Here is an 18,472-nt window from a genome sequence, read left to right as displayed (position 1 = left end):
GCCCCGGCTCCGTCGCTCTCGGAGCCGGGGCTGACCCTGCATCGTGTACGGCGAGGCGTCCCCACCCCGCGCCGTACACGAAGTACCCGAAGTGATCGCAGTGATCGCAGTACCCGACGTACCGGGCGTACCCGGTGTACGGGCCGTCAGTGGGCGATCACCGGGATCTTCATCTCGTCCTCGGCACCCTCGCCGGAGGCCGGACCGACTTCCGGCTTGCCGGTGTTGATGAAGGTGAAGGCGATCGTCGCGGCGAGCACGAGGATGCCGACGGCGAACCAGATCGCGTTGGTGTACCCGTGCACCTGGCCCTCCAGCTGGACCAGCTGCTGCTGGGTCCTGGAGCCGGCGCCGGCGATGTGGTCCTTGATGTACGAGGTCGTCGCGGAGGCGGCGATCGTGTTCAGCAGGGCCGTACCGATCGCGCCGCCCACCTGCTGCGAGGTGTTGACCATCGCGGAGGCGACACCGGAGTCACGCGGCTCGACACCGTGCGTGGACAGGGAGAGGGCGGGCATGAACGCCGTACCCATGCCGAGGCCGAGCAGCGCCAGCCCCGGCAGGATGACACCGGCGTACGAGGTGTCGATCTCCAGCCGGGTGAGGAAGAACATACCGATCCCGGCGACCAGGAAGCCCGGAGCCATCAGCAGGCGCGGGGGAACCCGGGTTATCAGGCGGGTGCCGATCTGCGTGGAGCCCACCATCAGGCCGCCGATCAGCGGCAGGAAGGCGAGGCCGGTCTTGACCGGCGAGTAGCCCTTCACGAGCTGCATGTAGTAGGTCAGGAAGAGGAACAGTCCGAACAACGCGATGATCGCGAGGCCGAGGGAGAGGTAGACGCCTCCGCGGTTGCGCTCGGTGATGACGCGCAGCGGCAGCAGCGGGGCCCTGACCTTGGACTCAGTGAAGACGAACGCGGCGAGCAGCACGACCGAGGTGACGAACAGGCCGACCGTCGTGGAGTCGCCCCAGCCGTCGGACTCGGCGCGGGTGAAGGCGTAGACCAGCGTGACCAGACCGAGGATGGACAGGGCGACGCCCGGGATGTCGAGCGGCGAGCGGTTGCGGCCACCGGCCGGCTCACGGATGACGAAGTACGCGCCCGCGGCCGCGATGACCGCGAACGGGATGTTCACGAAGAACGTCCAGCGCCAGTCCATGTACTCGGTGAGGACGCCGCCGAGGATGAAGCCGACGGCGCCGCCGCCACCGGCGATCGCGCCGTAGATGCCGAACGCCTTGGCGCGCTCCTTGGGTTCCGTGAACGTCACGGCGAGCAGGGAGAGCGCGGCGGGCGCGAGCAGCGCGCCGAAGGCACCCTGGAGGGCACGGGCGCCGAGCATCGTCGCCTCGTTCGTGGCCGCGCCGCCGAGGGCGGACGCGGCGGCGAAGCCGATCAGACCGGCGACGAAGGTGCGCTTGCGGCCCCAGAGATCCGCGATACGGCCGCCGAAGAGCAGCAGACCACCGAAGGCCAGGGCGTACGCCGTGATGACCCACTGGCGGTTGCCGTCGGATATGCCCAGGTCCTGCTGGGCGGACGGCAACGCGATGTTCACGATGGTCGCGTCCAGCACGACCATCAGCTGGGCAAGCGCGATGAAGGTGAGCGCTTTCCAGCGGTTGGAATGGGAGTCGGCTGCCGCCTTGGCGGTGGCCTGAGCTGTTTCAGACATGGGGATACTCACTTCGGGACTTCGCAGCGAAAAGACGATGAGAGAAGTTCAGACAGACAAAGCTGGAGATGAAGAACGAGGCAGCGAGACGTCGGGGCATCGAGACAGGGGCAGGGACGGCTGGTCATCGTCGACGGCCGAAAGCGTTGTACGAGGTGGTTACTGGTTACGACTACTGACCGGTGCCGAGCGCCGAACTATTCGATATCGACCTGACCGACCGGCTCAGTCACGCTCGTCGCATGTCCTCCACGGTCACGGCCGATCCGGGCAGTACGGAGCGGGTGGGTGCCCGCAGACCGTCCAGGAACATCTGCAGATGACGGTGCACAAAGCGGTCGATGCCCTCGCACTCGGTGCCTGGCAGCGGCCGGGTGAGCTGGCGGACGGCGACCATCAGATCGCCGGACTCCACATCATTTGCCCGACCAGTTCCATCAGCCGCTCGCGTGCGACGAACAGATCGGGGTGGTCCTGGTCGAAGTTCTTCGCGAGACACAGGGCGCCGATCCGCTCGTCCGCCGCCATGTGCACGAAGCCGCTCAGTGCCCGACCATGCGGTCCCTGGCGGCGTCCACGGCTACTCGGCTCCACCCACCCACCTCGGAGTAGTCCGCAGCCTCCACCGATATCGGAGCGGTTCACTGTCTGCAGATCTCAGCCAGGGAGCTTGTTGCTCTTGCGGATCTGTCCGTCGAAGACCCCGGCGGGAAGGATACGGTGCGCCGCGCTGACGAGCCGGGCTTGCCGGCCGGCGGTGTACCGCACCTTCGGCTTGGAGTCGGTGGCGGCCGCGACGATCACCTTCGCGACGATGGCGGGGTCGTCGCCCTCCTCGTTGACCGCCACCGCCACCTTGTCGGCGATACGCCGCTGCTCCGCATAGATGTCCATGGGCATGTCGGGTGCGACGGTGTTCGCCTCGAACGCGGATTTGGTACCGCCCGGCTGGACGATAAGGGCCCGGACCCCGTGCTCGCGGATCTCGTGGTCCAGGGACTCGGTGTACCCCTCGAGCGCGTGCTTGGACGCCGAATAGTTGGCCATGTAGGGCGCGGGGAGGAACCCGAGGACGGACGAGATATTGATGACGCGCCCGCTTCCCTGGGCGCGCATGTGCGGGAGAACGGCCTTGGTCATGCGCATCACACCGAAGACGTTGGTGTTGAAGAGGCGCTCAGCCTGCGCGAGAGAGTTTTCCTCCCACGCGCCCGAGGAGCCGATGCCCGCGTTGTTGACCAGGACGTCGATCCGCCCGAACCGCTCGATCACCTGCCCGACCGCGGCAGCGACCGAATCGTCGTCGCCCACGTCGAGCGCGAGGAACGTCACGCCGTCACGACGGTCGGCTCCCGACGTCTTCCGGCTGGTTCCCACCGTCTCGAAACCCGCCGCGGCGAGCGCCAGGGCGGCCTCCTTGCCGATACCGGTGGACGCACCTGTCACGAGTGCCACCGGGCGGTTTGCTGCAGTCATCACGAGCTCCCATGGTTTTGGAGTACAACCGTATGCCGTACGATTGTATGTCTTACGTTCGTACGACCATACGGGAGTCGCCGATCGATGGCAAGTGGTCGCGTCCAGTGATTCGAGAAGGATCCGCCGCGCGTATCCCATGTTCGAAGCTGGTGGTGGTGCGCAGGGCCCAGACGGCGGGGCACAGGCAGGGTCAAACGGCACCGTGATGTCCTTCGTGCTGATGCTGCCCATCCCGCCACCGGCACCAGGCGCGGGGAAACCGGGCGGGAATGCCTCGTGGGGACCGAACTCGAAGGGGCCGCGCAGGGCGTCGCCCACCACCGAGCCGACGACCGAACCAACGGCTCGCTGAATCCGTTTCATTCGCGCAGGTCATGTGCCGCGCCGACGGTCGCGCGGCCAGTTTCCTTGGACGGCCGGCCAAGCTGCGACGGCCGCTGCGTCGCGTCCGTCGACGACGTCGATGACCTCATCTGTGGCCAGGGCGACGAAGGTGGTCGTCCACGGCTCGATCCGCCGTCACGAACCGCCGTCGTCCTTGAACCAACGGACTCTGCGGAACTGGTGCTCATCGACGTCCCAGGACCTGACCAGCTCGGCCACGAGACGTCGAACTGGCCAGCGACCTGGCCGATGGCGCGGACCTCGCCGGAAACCGCGTTGAGGATGGCGTCCTTGAGCCGCGCCGCGAGCCGTGCCCGGGGTAGGACCTGGTCTGCGTGCTCAATGAACGAGCGCCGCGAGCCGAGCACTTCGGCCCATGCCGAGCGCTCCTTGAGCCGCCCCACCACGGGGCCGTCAAACGGCACATCGGCCAGATGCTGCCGGGTCCGCTGGTGCGCCCGCGACGTCAGCACCCCGTTGTCGGGCAGGCCGCTTCGCTAGTCGGCGCGGAGATCAGCATCTGGCGGTTGCCGTGATCGTCGCGGGTCACCTCGAGGACCTCGCAGTCGGACAGCTGGAGCAACTCCCACGCGGCTGAAGAGGCCGCGCCAGCCGTAGGACGGGCGCGTACTGCATGGCGAAGGCCGTTCCCCCGGCCGTGGCGGTGCGCCGTTTCATCACCGCGTACGCAAAACGGTGTGTGTTGGCGCTCAGTGCGTGGAGGACAGGGTGCCTCGGAAGGTACGCCGGTAGGCGAGCGGCGAGACGCCAATAGCGGCATGCAAGTGTTCTCGTAGCGATGTGCTGCCGGCAAAGCCGACTTGGCCGGCGATCTCGTCCACCGGCAGGTTTGTGGTTTCCAGGAGGTGTCGTGCGCGGTCGACGCGTTGCTGGATCAGCCAGCGTCCCGGGCTCATGCCCACCTCTTCGGTGAAGCGGCGGACGAGGGTGCGCAGGCTCATGTGGGAGTGCTCGGCGAGGTCCATCAGCGTCATGGGCTCGTGGAGGTTCTCCAGCGCCCACTGGCGGGCGGCGGCCGTTCCGCTGGCCGTGGCCTCGGGCACCGGATGCTGGATGAACTGCGCCTGCCCTCCGTCGCGCCACGGAGGGGCAACGCACATGCGGGCCACCTGGTTGGCGACTTCGCTGCCGTGGTCCTTGCGGATGATGTGCAGGCAGACGTCGAGCCCGGAGGCGGCGCCTGCTGAGGTCAGGATGTCCCCGTCGTCGATGAACAGGGCGTCCGGATCGAGTGCGACTCGAGGGAAGCGTGCGCGAAAGAGGTCCGCGACCATCCAGTGGGTGGTAGCCGGCCGACCGTCGAGGAGACCGGCTGCGGCGAGGACGAAGGCGCCGGTGCAGATTGAGATGAGGCGGGTGCCGGGAGTTACGGACGCGAGCGTCTGGACCGCGGTTTGCGGCACTTCCGGGGGCACGGCGGTGGTGGTGAAGGGGGGAATGACGACGGTGTCGGCGGTGCGCAGCGCCTCCGGACCGTGCTCGACGGTGATCGAGAAGTCGGAGTTGGTGCGCACCGGGCGGCCGTCGACGCTACAGGTGAAAACCTCATAGAGGCCGTCCGCCGCCTCGAAGACCCGGCTGGGAATGCCCAGCTCGAAGGGGTACACACCGCCGACGGCCAGAACGGCGACTCGGTGAGTGGGTGCCATGGCATGATCCCGTCGAAAGTTGGAATTCATGCCATGATATCGGACGGTGACGGCAACACACTGGACGCATCGCGCTCAGCTTCACCTTCCGCGCTGCAAGTCAGGGCCCCACGCTCTTACCCAGTCCGGAATAGCTAGCGTCGTGAACTCCGCCACGCCCGTCCGCCGCCGCTGTCACCGTTGATGGCACCGTCCCCGCCGCCAGCATCGTCGAGGGCATCCAGACCGCCGCCAGCGGACAGGGCCATGCGGACAAGCATCGGGTCGTGTGGATGATCCGCCAGTGGCAGTCGCCCTCCGGCTCACAGCGTGGCCCGCGACTCCGAGCGCTGACCGACGCGATCCCCGACCCGCCATGGACTACAGGAGCAGAAGCCATGGCACACCAAGCAAAGGGCAGCCAGAGATCCGCTCTACACCCAGTGCCTACGCGAAGACTGTCGCTACGGGCAGCATGCCCGGAAGCAGTCCGCACCAGCGGCTGCGACTGACCGGATCGACCTGGCGGCATTCCGCCCGGCGCCCAGCCGTCGCGCCCGACCGACACCGCAGTGCGCAGGTCGTTGACGCCCTGGTTTCCCCACTCAGCGCCCCCTGGCCTTACCGGCTGAGAACGTTCGACTGCGGGACCTCCAGGGCCCCCGGAGTCGACGGTCATCGGCGAGGGAGGCATTGTCGGATGGTTTGCTCACAGCGCCGGTACCGGGAAGGACAGGGACACCGTGGCGCCCGTTTCCCGTGCCGGCACCGGGCGCATGACCCACTCCATGGTCCGGGTCCGGCCACCGGCGAAGACGAACAAACGCAGCACCAGGAAACGCCCGATACCGGCGAGCCCTGCGGCGGCGAGGTAGACGACCTGCTCGTAGAGCACTCCGGCCGACGGCTGCACCAGGTGAAGGACGAGCACCGCGGTGGAGGTCACCACGTAGGCGACCATGGCCGACCCCGCGGACTGCCAGTGCTGGCGCCATCCGGCATGCCCTGCCCCGAAGGTGAAGCGTGCGTGGAGCTCCGTACTGAGAAGAGTCGAGGCGACGGTGATCAGAGCATTCACCACAGCCCAGGGCATCAGTCCGGCGAGCCCGGCGACGGCAGTGCTGGACGCGACCCCGACACCGCCGCCGAACAGGACGAACCGGGCGAAGGAGGCAACTGCTCCGGGAGCGCCCGGGTTCCCTCGCACCGCGGGCGTTTCGGCGTACGTCCGCTCCGCATCCCGCGCCTCGCCCGCCGCCCCCGGCGCCACCTTCGGCAAGACCAGCACCTTCATGGGTAGTCCCCTTCGACTGAGAGTGCTGCTGGGCCTCTTTGGCCAGCGAGTTCGCGGGCCGCTGCGCCCGCACGCTCACTGAGACCTTTACATTACGACCGCCCGACAATAAGCCGGGAGTCGACGCGTGGACAAGGGTCTGACCAGATTTGAAATTATGACCGTACTCACACGCGCGGGAGCAGATTCACCACGGCGCTCACGCCCGGTGCAACGACCGTTCCGCTACTGCGAGGCGACTGGCCCGGGTGGCATCGCATCCCTGCCTGTGGCACACCGGCCAGCGGGCGAACACCCGCATGTCGGCCAGCGGTTCCGGCACCTGTTCAGGATCAGCCTGAGGGTCGGCACCACCAGAGTCAGCAACATCGACACGATCGCGGCGGCGAGGCCCAGCGCCAGGACGATGACCTTCTCGTTCCCGTGCCGCCCGCCGGGGGCGGAGTCGTGGCCGGGGGCTCTGCCCGATACCGTCGCTCATGGGTTAGGGGTCCTTCGGATTGCGCGAGGGACGGCGGGTACGGCGTTTACCCGGAAGACTCGGCAGCGTACGGAACACGGCTCGCTGCATTCGGCAGGAGCGACTTGATGCGTACGTGCGGTGGTATGGCGGTCAGCCGAGGTCGCAGTCGGGAGCGCTGCCCTGCGCGAGCCGGGAATGACGCTGCCGAACTGTTCGACGCCAGCAGCGGACTCCACCGCCCACATCGGCCAAGCGCCGCCTCCCGCAGCCCGGCAGCGGCACCGGATCCGGCGTCGCCGACCCGCCCGGACCTGCTCGTCCGGTTCGACTGCGGGCTGGAGCGGCCAGTCCGCGAGAAAGAGGCCCTTCGCGAAGATGCCGCCGGTTGATCACTTGGAAAAAGACGGAGGCGCCGTTCTCGGCAGCGAGGGGCAACCGAGCTCGTCCATGATCAAGACCTCGGGTCCGGCGAAGAACCGCATGCGGGTCCTCCAGCAGCCCGGCGGCAGTGGACGTGCCACCCGGTGGCGTCGGCCGAGTCCCAGCTGGAGAAAACCTGCCGGCATCGGGCCGCGCCCCCGAAAGCCACAGCCTGGAGGTGGGAATGTGGTGCGTCAGACGCGCTGCCAGGCGTCCAGCAGGGCGAGGGCGTTGTTTATCCCCTGGTCGAGGAGCTCATTGGCGAGTCGACTGTCGGTCAGGGCGCGGGAGAGCTGCAGCGTCCCGGCCATCATGCCGAGGAGGCTGAGCGCCTTCACGCGTGCGGAGGACAGGTCCTCGGGCGCCATGCGTTCAGCAATGCCCTCGACGAGGATCAGCACACCGTCGGTGTACGCCTGCCTGGTCGTCTCGGTGCAGCGCCCGATCTCGTCGAGCAGAGCGGCGTTGGGGCAGCCATCGCCGAGCTTTGAACGGTGCTGGGGCGACAGGTATCCGCGCACAATCTGCTCAAGTCCGGCACGGCCGGGCTCGGCCAGCGCGACGACACTCTCGGCCTGCACCTTCAACTGGTCGGCGATTGCCGTGGTGACGAGGTCATCCTTGGATGCGAAGTGAGCATAGAAGGCCCCATTGGTCAGCCCCGCGTCCTTCATGAGCGTCGAGACGCCGGAGCCGTCGATACCGTCTTGCTTGAACCGGCGGCCCGCCGTCTCGATGATCCGCCGCCTGGTCTCCGACTTGTGCTCTTTTCCGTACCGCACCACGCCACACGCTCCCGCGCCGGCCGGAAGGACCGGTTGCCCTTCACCGACTCAGCCATTCTATGGCATTGCAAACGTAATCCAAAGAGTCGGCAGGGGCGACGGTCGACCGCCTCGTCGCCAGTGCCCTCTGCGGCAAGGACGACGGGCGAGCGTCGGGCTTTCATGAGTGAGAGAGACCGCGCCGGCACTGATCAACCAGGACGCGGTCGATCTGCTCCTGCCCGCCGAGATCCGGCGCGTGCGCGTCTGAGGCGCGGACATGTACACCCCCGCGCTTCCTGGACCACTCCCCCGCCCACAACGTGTTGACCGGGGCGGCACGGAGGCTGACCGTGCCGGGCTTCCCAGACGCCAGACATGCGCGGTCGCCATGCCGTCCTTGCGGTCTCCGGAATCGTTGATCACGATGACGCTGCCCTCGTGCGGAGCCGTCGTCGGCTCCGCACATAGCAGCTCAAGCCGCCGGTCGTTGACCAGCTCAGCCTCCCAGGGCGACTCGGACAGGAAGAACTACAGCGGCTGCACCCGCGCATCCGTGCACCCGCCGCCGACTCCACCCCTGCGCGTCAGGTGATCGTCTTGTTCCGCTCCTGTGGCGCCGGCAGTCCAGTCAGGTACTCGCGAGACCCTCGTGGCTGGGCCAGGCTGAAGGAGAGGTCGCTGAACCGGGCCGCGCAATCTCCAACGACCCCGGCGCAGGCGGACATTGACGGCGAGCGGTCATCTTCAGCCCCCAGCAAGGCAGTTGACTCCGACCACCGACCTACGACCAACCCGACCTGCCGTCAACCCACACCACCACCGGAATCAATGAACCACCGTCACAAAGCGTTAACCGAAGTAGTCGGCCGACTCAGCCCAGGCTCCGGCCGGGCCGAGGCCCCAGGTCCGCACCTGTCCGGAGACAAACTTGACGCACGTCAGAGGTGGGTGGGACATCGTCGAGCCTCCTCTATGCCTTCCCAGCCCCCTCCACAGTCAGCACGATCTTGCCAGTGGTGCGGCCGGTCTCACCCAGGGCGTGGGCCTTTGCGGCCTCGGCGAGCGGGAAGGTGGCCTCGATGTGGGCGCGGAGGGCGCCGGTCTCGACGAGGTCCGCGATGGCCTGCATGCCGGCGCGGTCGGCCTCGACGAGGAGGGACTCGAAGCGGATGCCCCGCGCGGCGATGTCCGCCAGCTCGGCGGCGTCGATGGGGAACGGAAGGATCGAGACGAGGGTGCCGCCCGGGCGCAGCACGGCGAGAGAGCGGGCGCGGGCGGCCGTGTCCCGTGAGATCGGGTCGAGGACGACGTCGATGTCCTTGACGGCCTCGGTGAAGTCCACCGCTTGGTAGTCGATGGCCTCGTCCACTCCCAGGGACCGCAGGAAGTCGTGCTTGGCGGCGCTGGCGGTGCCGATGACGTAGGCGCCGCGGGACTTGGCGATCTGGACGGCGAGATGACCGACGCCGCCGGCGGCCGCGTGAACGAGGACGCGCTGCCCGGGCTGGATGTCGGCGGTGTCGACGAGTGCCTGGTAGGCGGTCAGGGCGGCGAGCGGGAGCGCGCCGGCCTGGACGTGGCCGATACCGGTGGGCTTGTGGACGAAGGCGCGGGCGGGGCCGGTCACGTATTCGGCGTGGGAGCCGACGCCGTGCGGGTAGGGCAGCATGCCGAAAACCTCGTCGCCCGGCTTGAACAGGGTGACGCCGATGCCGACGGCCTCGACGACTCCCGAGACGTCCCAGCCCAGGATGAGGGGCAGCCCGTTGGCGGTCATGGGCTGGGCCCGGTTCCACCAGTCGGTCGGGTTGACGCCGGCCGCGCGGACGGCGATCAGGATCTCACTCAACCCCGGTTCGGGCCGGGGCAGTTCGACTTCCTTGAGCACCTCGGGGGAACCGTGGGTGTCCTGGCGGATGGCGCGCATGGGGGTGGTATTGGAATTCGTCATGCGTCCAGCGTCGCTGCCTGGCACCCCTCGGCGCCATGGCATGAATGCCAACTTTCGACGGGATCGCGCCACGCCGCCAGGATGGAGGCAGGAGATCTACGAGTCACCGCCTGACGAGGCGACGGCGCCTGAGGTGTGCTGCTCAGCGCCCAACAGGACCTTCGCCGCTCACCGCGGTCACGCCCATCTGGTCATGGTCGGTGACTCCCCCTGCTCCTGCCGGGTTGCCAGGCACTGGTGACCGCGAGGCAGGCGGAGTGTCGATCCGCCGTGACTCAGCTCTACAACGCCTGTGGTGCGGCCCGCTCCCGGCCGCAGCTGGACCTGTCGTCCGGCAAGCCCTGCTCATGCGAACTCGCCTCGCGCGACGACACGCCGTTCGAGTGCCGCGCTGGTCCCCGCGCGCCCCCATCCACAACGGTGTCGGCGTGAGAAACGGCAGGGAGGAGTCAGTCCGGGTTACGAGGTGATCCGTGGAAGAGCGTTGAACACGTGGTCTTGCCAGAGGTGGCGCGAGGCTTCCTCTGGGTAGATGGTGCATCGGCTCCGTGTGTCGAGGATGGGCGTCGGGCGGTGCTCTGTCGTAGGCGGGCCGCCCCGGACGTCGGTACTGGGCTACGACGATAACCGTGGTGCCACTTCTGACCTGATGTAGGCCCAGCAGGCATCTGTCGCTGGTGCCCAAGGAGGTGCCGCCGCCACCGGCCGGGGCATCACCGCATCGTGGGGCGGGCGCCTCCGGGCGTGCATGACGACGAGCTCTACCCAGCGCTGGGCGTCAGTGGGCCGCCCGGTCCATCCCCGAAAGCAGCCGGTCAGCCCATCAGATGTAGCCCGTCTCCGAAGTCGATGCGCGCGAGGTCGGCGCGCGAGAGGATACCGAGCTTGGGGAACACGTTGGCCAGGTGATGACCCACCGTGCGGGGACTGATCAGCAGCTGTGCCCCGATCTCCCGGTTGGTGAGCCCCTGCGCGGCCAGCCGTGCGACTCTCAACTCCTGCGGCGTGAGGATGGCTGCGGTGTCCCGGGCCGGTGCGGAGTCGCGGCGCGGTTGCTGCCCGGTCAGCTCCTGTTCGGCCCGGGTGCGGGCGAGCAGGGGCGCCGCGTCCAGTCGCCGGAAGATCTCCGCGGCTTCGGCGAGCTGTGTCCGGGCGTCGGTACGGCGGCGGGCCCGCCGCAGCCACTCGCCGTACAGCAGGCGCGTGCGGGCGTAGTTGAAGGGCCGCGACTGGGCTCCGGGAACATCCAGCGCAAGCCGGAACTGCTTCTCCGTATCCGCCCCCGACGCCAGCAGGGCATGGACCAGGTGCGTCGCGGAGATCGCCCACGCTGCGTTGGTCCGTTCGGCCCACCGCCGCAGCAGCCGCGCCTGGTCCTCGGCCATCGCCCGCTGCCCTGCCTGGAGGGCGGCCTCGGCGGTGTCCGCCGCGGCGAGTACGGCAATGGTGGGGTGCGCAGAGTGGTGCCCGTGCTCTGTCAGCCGGACCAGGCGGTCCAGCGCCTCTTCGGCCCGGCCGGCGAAGAGCGCCGTCATGCCGAGGTTCCACTCCGCGCCGGCGCTGAAGACGAGCACCCCACGCGGCACCCATTCCTCGATGAACCGGGCGGCGAAGTCCGCGACGGTCAGCTCATCGCCTCGCGCGGCTGCCAGCCATCCGAGACCAGCGCGGCACTGCGCCGCCAAGTGGTCGTCGCCGGTCCCCTCGGCCACTTGGAGCCCCTCAAGGGCGTTCGCCGTGGCCGAGGTCCAGGAGCCCTGCGCGATGTCGGGCGCCACGGTCTGGGCCAGCGCCTGGGTGAGGGCGGTGACCTGGTCGGTGTGCCGCAGCGTGTCGATTTCGCGGCGGAGCGCCTCCTGCAGGGCGGACTCGATGCCCCAGGCCACCGCCAGCGGTGCTGGTGGCATCAGGAGCCAGGAGCTGCCGCTGAGCCGGGTGAGGATGTCAGCGACGGGGGCCACGGCCTGGTAGCGGTCATCGGCACCGTCCGGTTCCTGCGTCCACCATTGGCGCAGCAGCGGCAGCAGATCGGCGTTCGGGAAGTTCCCTTGCGGGAGCCGCCGCTCGAGCCGCTGGAGCGCCTCGCGCTGAAGTGCGCCCCGGCCGGCCGCCCAAGCGGCCCGCAGCGCCATGCTGCCGAGCCTGAACGCCTGCCCGGGATCGGCCACGCGTTCCATGTCTCGGGTCAGTTGACGGCAGGCGGTTTCCAGATCGCCGTTCGCGAACTCGATCAGTCCGCGCAACCCTTGGCTGAGATCGGCGACCGCGGATGCGGAGGAGGCTTCTTCGGTCTGGTCCAGCATTCTCCGCGCCACGTCGACGTGGCCGGCCTCCCAGGCCGCCCTAGCTCCGTGAGCCAGTCGCCTGGCCGCGTCGTCCTTGGAGGGGGACAGCTTCGCCGCCCGCCGCAGTGCACGTGCCGCCGTGGCACAGCCACCGCGCGCCCAGGACCGCTGGGCCGACTCCTCCAGCAGCCGGGCCACCTCCTCGTCGGGTCGGCCCGCGGCTTCCGCGGCCGCGGCGAGGTGCCAGGGGCGCAGCTCCTCGGCGTTCTCACTGGTCAGCACGGAGGCGAGCGCGCGATGAACGGCCTGGCGGTTCGCGGGCGGCGCCTCCTCGTAGACCACGGCCCCCATCAATGGGTGGCGGAAGCGGACGCGACCGTCCGAGCGCGTGGCGAGCAGACCCGAGTGCATCGCCTCGTCCCACGCCCCCACGTCGAGGCCGAGCACAAGTCCGGCCTGGCTCATGGTGTTTCGATCGCTACGGTCGTCGGCGGCGGCAAGAAGGAGCGCGGTGCGGGCAGACGCGGACATCCTCTCCATCCGGGCGCGGAAGGCACTGCGCAGACGTGGCCCGACGGCGATCCGCTCATCGGCAAGAGGGTGCGTCGAGATGTCGCCGGCCGCCACGGACGTGGTCAGCTCCTGGAGCGCGAGGGGATTTCCGGCCGCCGCACGGACCGTGCGGCGGATGACTGATTCGTCCGCGCGCGGAGCAACGGCACGGGCGAGGAGCCTGGCGTCCTCGTCGCCCAGCTCCCCGACCTCCAGGGCCGCCAGTTTCTCCCAGGGGCCGTCGACGGGGTCGTCGTGTCCGGTGAGGAGCATGACCACGGGCTCGTTGCGCAGTCGGCGCCCGGCGAAGGCCAGGCACTGTGCGGACGGCTCGTCGAGCCATTGGGCGTCGTCGGCGACGATGAGCACCGGCCGTTCCTTGGCCAACTCGCCGACGAGCGTCAGTACGGCCACGCCGATCAGAAACCGGTCCGATACGTCGTCACTGGTACCGAGCGCCCCGTTCAGGGCCTTGACCTGCGGCGGCGGGAGCGTGCTGATCCGCTCCGTCACCGGCCACAGCAGTTCGTGCAGCGCGGCGAAGGCCAGCTCCGACTCAAGACGAGTACCGAGGCACCTCAGGATGGTGAAGTCCGCGGCGGCCGACTCGGCCACGTATTCGAGCAGGGCTGTCTTGCCGATGCCGGGGTCACCCCACAACATCATGGTCGCTCCGCGTCCCTGACGAGCGCCGTCAAGGATCCGATCGAGGGCCGCCTGCTCCTGGCGCCGTCCGTACAGGTCCATTTGCTTGAAGCTTAATGGGCTGCGACCGCCCGGAACCACTGCCGACAACCCGACTTCAACGACACCAGACCGAATCTTGACGGACCCGGTGACGGACACGGTGACGGATCCGGTTTCCCCTTTTTCCTCGTAGCGTCGGGCGCGATCAGTGCACGCGCGCCCGACCGCAGGGGGAAGACATGGTGACGGCGATCCGGGTCGGGAGCGTCGGCAGGACAGCGGCTCAGCTCGTCGTGACGCAACACCGCGATCGCCGCGGCGGCCACGGAACCGAAACCGAGGCCGCGCTACACCGCCGCCCCAACCGCCGACCGCGTCAGCACGCTATGTCGCGTCGCCCTGCCCGGCCCTGGGCAATCAGCGCTGTGCACCCAGCCGGCCGCGACTGACCCGCTCGTCCGTCAAACCGATCGAGGCCTCGAAGCGCAGCAAGGAAAAGCCCGACATGACCACGGGTGTGCCAGACCTGGTTGTGGGCGTCGCCTCTGCCAGTTCAGGACGCCCCGACGAACACGCCCCCCTGGCAAACCGCCAGGATCACCACTCGGAGCGAACGATGACGCAACCCAGCACGATCAGCGTGGAGCGGCTGACACCAGGGATCCGCAAGATCACCTTCTCGAATCCACCGGTGAACCTCATCGTCGGGGAGACCGTGTCCCGACTGGTCGAGGTGGTCACGGAGCTGAGCGAGGACCCGCAGGTTCACGTTGTCGTCTTCACCAGCAGTACACCCGGCTACTTCTTCAACCACTTCGATCTCGGCCGGGTCGCCGACTTCATGCCGTCCGATCCGGAGGCGACGCCGGAGTGGATCGATCTCGTCGTACGGCTGTCCACGGCTCCGTTCATCAGCATCGCGTCCATCCGCGGACGGACCAGGGGCGGCGGAGACGAACTGGCCCTGGCCTGCGATCTGCGCTACGCCAGCCGCGAGCACGCGCTGTTCGGCCAGCCCGAGGTCGGCGGCGGAATTCTTCCCGGCGGCGGGGGCACAGAACACCTGCCCCGACTCATCGGACGGGATCGGGCACTCGAAGCCATCCTCAGCAGCGATGACTACGACGCCGACGCGGCTGAACGCTACGGATGGGTGACCCGCACCGTCGCCGACACCGAGCTGGACGGCTTCGTGGACGGTATGGCAACCCGGCTGGCGTCCTTCGACAAGGCGGCGCTGGCAACCGCCAAGGCTCAGGTCAACCGGGGCACGCTCCCGCCCGATGCCGACCTGCGAGCGGCCTACACGCAATTCCTGACCTCCCTGACCTGGCCAGGCCCCCAGGCATTCCAGCCCCAGTTCGAGAAGCTCGCCGCCGAAAAGGGTCCTGAGGAGCTGGAACTCCGCTTGGGCCACTACCTCGGCATCGCACGTCAGGAGAGCCGGTGAACACCTACTGCGAAGACCCGTTCGCGACCAGCGGATGACGCTTCCGGGATCACCTCCAGCACCACGATCGCAACGGCCTCCACCGGTTCGACACCGGCCGGCGACCGGGCCCACGCTCGTCGACTGAGCTCGGTCGGCCTGCCGCTCCGTGTGTCCAAGTCCGAAGTGCTGCGTGAGGACGGCACCGAGGCCGCCGTCGACGAGTGCAGCGGGTGATGCGACGACTGGCGGTGGCGGTCTCGGTCACCTGCTCGTCATCCGCCCATGGTCTTTCCCGTACCGCCCCCTTCGTTTCCAGATCCTTTCCTGGATCGCCGGACGTGAACGCTTGCCATCGGTCGACGATCCCCGTATGGTCGTACGAACGTAAGACATACGAGCGTAATTCAAATTAGGGAGTTCGTGATGGCGGCAACTCGGCCGGTGGCGCTCGTGACAGGTGCTTCATCGGGGATCGGCAAGGAGACGGCTCGCGCCTTCGTCGCGGCGGGCTTCGATGTGGTCGGAACCGGTCGCAAGACCTCCGGGCTCACCCCGCCCGCCGGGGTGACGTACCTCGATCTCGACGTGGGCAGTGACGACTCGGCCACCGCCTTGGTCGCGGAGGTGATCGAACGGTTCGGGCGTATCGACGTCCTGGTCAACAACGCGGGCATCGGTGCGGCGGGTGCCGTCGAGGAGAACTCCGTCGCCCAGGCCCAGAGCGTCCTGAACATCAACGTCTTCGGTGTCATGCGTATGACGAAGGCCGTACTGCCGCACATGCGCGCCCGGGGCGGCGGACGCGTCATCAACATCTCGTCCGTTCTGGGGGTCGCCCCCCAGCCCTTCATGGCCCTTTACGTTGCGTCGAAGCATGCCCTCGAGGGCTACTCCGAGTCCCTGGACCACGAGGTCCGCGAACACGGCATCCGCATTCTCCTCGTGCAGCCCGCCTACACCAAGACCAGCTTCGACACCAACGCCGCGCAGCCCGACACCCCGCTGCCCCTGTACGCGGAGCGACGCCGGATCTTCGACGAGGTGATCGCGGAGGCGATGAGCGCCGGCGACGACCCAGCCGTCGTCGCCAGGACGATCGTCACCGCGGCCACCGACAAGAAGCCGAAGCTGCGCTATACCGCCGGCCCGCTGGCCGCACGCGTCACCAAGGCGCGCCGCCTCGTCCCCGTCGGAGTGTTCGACAAGCAGATCCGCAAGAACAACCGCCTGCCCGGCTGACACCCCGGTTCAATCCCGGTCTGGCCCCAAGAGTGTTGATTCCGGCTGAATGCCTGCGATGTACCCAATATCGCCGGCATCCCTGATGTTCCTCAAAGTCCATTGATCAGTCCCTCGTTGATTTGCCAAGGAGAGTCATGCAGCAGCAAAGCCAGCAAACGGCCCCGCGCAGTACATCGATCACACGGCGTTTTCTGAATAAGAAGAAGGTCGGCATCGCGCTGGCGGTCACCGCGACAGCGGCCGTCCTGGCCTCGGCGCCGTCCGCGTCCGCGTGGACGGGAGGCTCCTACGGCGGGTCCGTGGTCACCGACGTACGGACCGCCGCAGCGTTCGACTTCGCGGCCGGCGAGATCCCCGAGAACATCACCGCCAACCCCGACGGCTCGGTGACCTTGTCCATGCTCGGCAGCTGCGCGGTGTGCCAGCGCACCCACGGACCGGAGCTGATGCGTATAGACGCGTCCGGACAGCGCACGGTGCTCGCCACCGGGCAGGTGGGTGAGGCGATCAGCGGCAACGCCCGCGGCAGTGACGGCACCGTCTACTACGCGCTGTGGGCCCCGGGCAACGCCGACCGCAACGGCGTGTACAAGCTGCTTGCCGACGGCACCCCGCAGCGTGTCGCCGCTCTGCCCGCCGACTCGGGCCCCAACGGGCTGGCCGTCGACCCGACGGGACGCACCCTCTACATCGCGGACAGCCTGAAGGGCGTCATCTGGTCCGTTCCGGTGTCGGGCGGATCGGTGACCCCGTGGCTGACCGACGCCGCTCTCGCGCCGGTACCGACCGAAGCCCTGCCGATCGGTGCCAACGGGCTCCGGTTCCACAACGGCGCCCTGTGGATCAGCAACTTCAACAAGGGAACCCTGCTGCGGGTACCGGTCACCGGCACCGGCACGGCCGGCCCCGTCCACCAGATCGCGGGCGGCCTGCCCAACATCGACGATCTCAGCTTCCTGACCCCCTTCTCCGATGTGGTGTTCGCGGCGCAGAACGGCTCGTCCTCGAACAACGGCCCGGACAGGGTCGTGGTCATCTATCCCAACGGCACCTACAAGCCCGTCCTGACCAGCGCGGACGGTCTTGCCTCGCCCTCGGCGACCGCGGTTCGCGGCGACCGGCTGTACGTCACCGACGGCGGGGTCCCCGAGCCCCACGACCCGAAGCTGCAGACCGCCAGGATCAACTTCCCCGCTCTCCTTGCAGGCGCGACACACTGACCCGACCAGGCCGGCAGCCGGGGCACCCGCCCCGGCTGCGACGGAGGAACGCATCGTGCGGTACACGAAGGAACACAAACAGCAGACGCGGCAGCGGATCATCACGACGGCAGGCCGCCGGCTCAAGCTGGACGGCATCGACGGCTCCGGAGTCGCGACCCTCATGAAGGACGCGGGCCTGACCAACGGCACCTTCTACGCCTACTTCACGTCCAAGGACGACCTCGTCACCACCGCCGTAGCCGACCAACTGCGCGCACAGCACGCGAACATCGTCGCGCAGGCGGCACCAGGCCGCGCCGGACTCGAACAGATCATCCGCTGGTACTTCTCCACCGAACAGCGCGACACCATCGAGGACGGCTGCCCCAACGCCGCCCTCCTCGACGAGATCGCACGCTCCACAGACGCGACCCGGCAGGCGTACACCGATGGCGCGCTGACCCTCATCGACGGCTTCGCCGCCCGCCTGGCACCCCACGACCCGCCATCAGCGCGTCTGAAGGCACTCAGCCTCCTCGGCATGATGGCCGGGACGCTACAACTCTCCCGCGCCCTGACCGACCGGCAACTCGCCGACCAACTCCTCGAACAGGGCATCCACAACGCCCTCGCCCTGCTGGACGCCTAGCAGGACGACTGATCGCCGCAGTCGGCGATGATCCCGGCCCGACGTGATACCGGTGAAAATCACCCCCGTCGGATCTGACCACGCCGATGCGCCGGCCGGCCACGGCGATCTTCCCTTCCCCGCCCGGTGCGCTCAGGCATGCCATGTTCGTCCCGCCAATTTCAAGGCCGCGGCTCCCCTCCCCTCACCCACAGGGGAGCCGGGCCTGTTCAAGCCCTGCCAATGCAATGACCTGCACTGACCGGCGCAGTACACGGTTGCTACCGCACATCGCCGACGGCGGCGGATCAGCACACTCCCGGCAGTACCGCCAGCCCACCCGCCTCCAGAGGAGCCT

12 protein-coding genes and 2 pseudogenes are annotated in these 18,472 nt (G+C 68.4%); 4 read left to right on the top strand and 10 right to left on the bottom strand.

Translation table 11 applies throughout. From position 1 onward, the window contains the following. Nucleotides 1-146: 146 nt before the first annotated feature. From FNH08_RS06785 to FNH08_RS06730, 10 genes and pseudogenes are all read right to left on the bottom strand, one after another. Nucleotides 147-1,679 (bottom strand): MFS transporter, encoded by a 1,533-nt coding sequence (locus FNH08_RS06785; RefSeq protein ID WP_152770326.1) that lies wholly within the window; start codon nt 1,677-1,679, stop codon nt 147-149. 229 nt (nt 1,680-1,908) lie between these two features. Next, nucleotides 1,909-2,228: pseudogene (locus tag FNH08_RS51650) on the bottom strand (TetR/AcrR family transcriptional regulator); the annotation flags it as partial. 108 nt (nt 2,229-2,336) lie between these two features. Then, the gene (locus FNH08_RS06775) at nt 2,337-3,155 is read right to left on the bottom strand and encodes an oxidoreductase (RefSeq protein ID WP_152770336.1); all 819 of its coding nucleotides are present in this window, start codon (nt 3,153-3,155) and stop codon (nt 2,337-2,339) included. A 362-nt stretch (nt 3,156-3,517) separates the two neighbouring features. After that, nucleotides 3,518-4,015, bottom strand: coding sequence for a hypothetical protein (locus tag FNH08_RS06760; protein WP_152770324.1), 498 nt, complete (start codon nt 4,013-4,015; stop codon nt 3,518-3,520). Between the two features lie 237 nt (nt 4,016-4,252). Continuing rightward, nucleotides 4,253-5,212 carry a GlxA family transcriptional regulator gene (locus tag FNH08_RS06755; RefSeq protein ID WP_152770323.1) on the bottom strand — a complete coding sequence of 320 codons (960 nt, stop codon included), beginning with the start codon at nt 5,210-5,212 and terminating at the stop codon, nt 4,253-4,255. 688 nt (nt 5,213-5,900) lie between these two features. Beyond that, the gene (locus FNH08_RS06750) at nt 5,901-6,485 is read right to left on the bottom strand and encodes a GtrA domain-containing protein (protein WP_228033946.1); all 585 of its coding nucleotides are present in this window, start codon (nt 6,483-6,485) and stop codon (nt 5,901-5,903) included. Between the two features lie 1,077 nt (nt 6,486-7,562). Further along, nucleotides 7,563-8,153 carry a TetR/AcrR family transcriptional regulator gene (locus FNH08_RS06745; protein ID WP_322723878.1) on the bottom strand — a complete coding sequence of 197 codons (591 nt, stop codon included), beginning with the start codon at nt 8,151-8,153 and terminating at the stop codon, nt 7,563-7,565. Between the two features lie 348 nt (nt 8,154-8,501). Next, nucleotides 8,502-8,877 (bottom strand): annotated as a pseudogene (locus tag FNH08_RS54330) (IS701 family transposase); the annotation flags it as partial. Between the two features lie 228 nt (nt 8,878-9,105). After that, complete coding sequence (locus tag FNH08_RS06735) at nt 9,106-10,062, bottom strand: NADP-dependent oxidoreductase (RefSeq protein WP_152770334.1); 957 nt, start codon at nt 10,060-10,062, stop codon at nt 9,106-9,108. An 839-nt stretch (nt 10,063-10,901) separates the two neighbouring features. After that, complete coding sequence (locus FNH08_RS06730) at nt 10,902-13,670, bottom strand: helix-turn-helix transcriptional regulator (RefSeq protein WP_152770322.1); 2,769 nt, start codon at nt 13,668-13,670, stop codon at nt 10,902-10,904. A 556-nt stretch (nt 13,671-14,226) separates the two neighbouring features. Between FNH08_RS06730 and FNH08_RS06725 the strand changes: the two genes are divergently transcribed. From FNH08_RS06725 to FNH08_RS06710, 4 genes are all read left to right on the top strand, one after another. Then, nucleotides 14,227-15,060 (top strand): enoyl-CoA hydratase/isomerase family protein, encoded by an 834-nt coding sequence (locus FNH08_RS06725; protein ID WP_152770321.1) that lies wholly within the window; start codon nt 14,227-14,229, stop codon nt 15,058-15,060. Between the two features lie 405 nt (nt 15,061-15,465). Continuing rightward, nucleotides 15,466-16,281, top strand: a complete 816-nt coding sequence (locus FNH08_RS06720; protein WP_152770320.1) for an oxidoreductase — start codon at nt 15,466-15,468, stop codon at nt 16,279-16,281. Nucleotides 16,282-16,418: 137 nt separating this feature from the next. Continuing rightward, nucleotides 16,419-17,504 (top strand): SMP-30/gluconolactonase/LRE family protein, encoded by a 1,086-nt coding sequence (locus FNH08_RS06715; protein ID WP_228033945.1) that lies wholly within the window; start codon nt 16,419-16,421, stop codon nt 17,502-17,504. A gap of 52 nt (nt 17,505-17,556) precedes the next feature. Beyond that, nucleotides 17,557-18,135, top strand: a complete 579-nt coding sequence (locus FNH08_RS06710) for a TetR/AcrR family transcriptional regulator (protein ID WP_322723880.1) — start codon at nt 17,557-17,559, stop codon at nt 18,133-18,135. Nucleotides 18,136-18,472 lie beyond the last annotated feature (337 nt).

The sequence above is a fragment of the Streptomyces spongiae genome, assembly GCF_009377185.1.
GTDB classification, from domain to species: domain Bacteria; phylum Actinomycetota; class Actinomycetes; order Streptomycetales; family Streptomycetaceae; genus Streptomyces; species Streptomyces spongiae.
The sequence above is the reverse complement of the archived record's forward strand: the minus strand, read 5'-3'. Positions and strand labels throughout refer to the sequence as shown.

Excerpts from the sequence above, each read along its gene's own strand:
- FNH08_RS06720 (WP_152770320.1), top strand. The coding sequence starts at position 15,466 with ATGGCGGCAACTCGGCCGGTGGCGCTCGTGACAGGTGCTTCATCGGGG.
- FNH08_RS06730 (WP_152770322.1), bottom strand. The coding sequence starts at position 13,670 with ATGGACCTGTACGGACGGCGCCAGGAGCAGGCGGCCCTCGATCGGATC.
- FNH08_RS06715 (WP_228033945.1), top strand. The coding sequence starts at position 16,419 with ATGCAGCAGCAAAGCCAGCAAACGGCCCCGCGCAGTACATCGATCACA.
- FNH08_RS06785 (WP_152770326.1), bottom strand. The coding sequence starts at position 1,679 with ATGTCTGAAACAGCTCAGGCCACCGCCAAGGCGGCAGCCGACTCCCAT.
- FNH08_RS06735 (WP_152770334.1), bottom strand. The coding sequence starts at position 10,062 with ATGCGCGCCATCCGCCAGGACACCCACGGTTCCCCCGAGGTGCTCAAG.
- FNH08_RS06775 (WP_152770336.1), bottom strand. The coding sequence starts at position 3,155 with ATGACTGCAGCAAACCGCCCGGTGGCACTCGTGACAGGTGCGTCCACC.
- FNH08_RS06725 (WP_152770321.1), top strand. The coding sequence starts at position 14,227 with ATGACGCAACCCAGCACGATCAGCGTGGAGCGGCTGACACCAGGGATC.
- FNH08_RS06755 (WP_152770323.1), bottom strand. The coding sequence starts at position 5,212 with ATGGCACCCACTCACCGAGTCGCCGTTCTGGCCGTCGGCGGTGTGTAC.
- FNH08_RS06750 (WP_228033946.1), bottom strand. The coding sequence starts at position 6,485 with ATGAAGGTGCTGGTCTTGCCGAAGGTGGCGCCGGGGGCGGCGGGCGAG.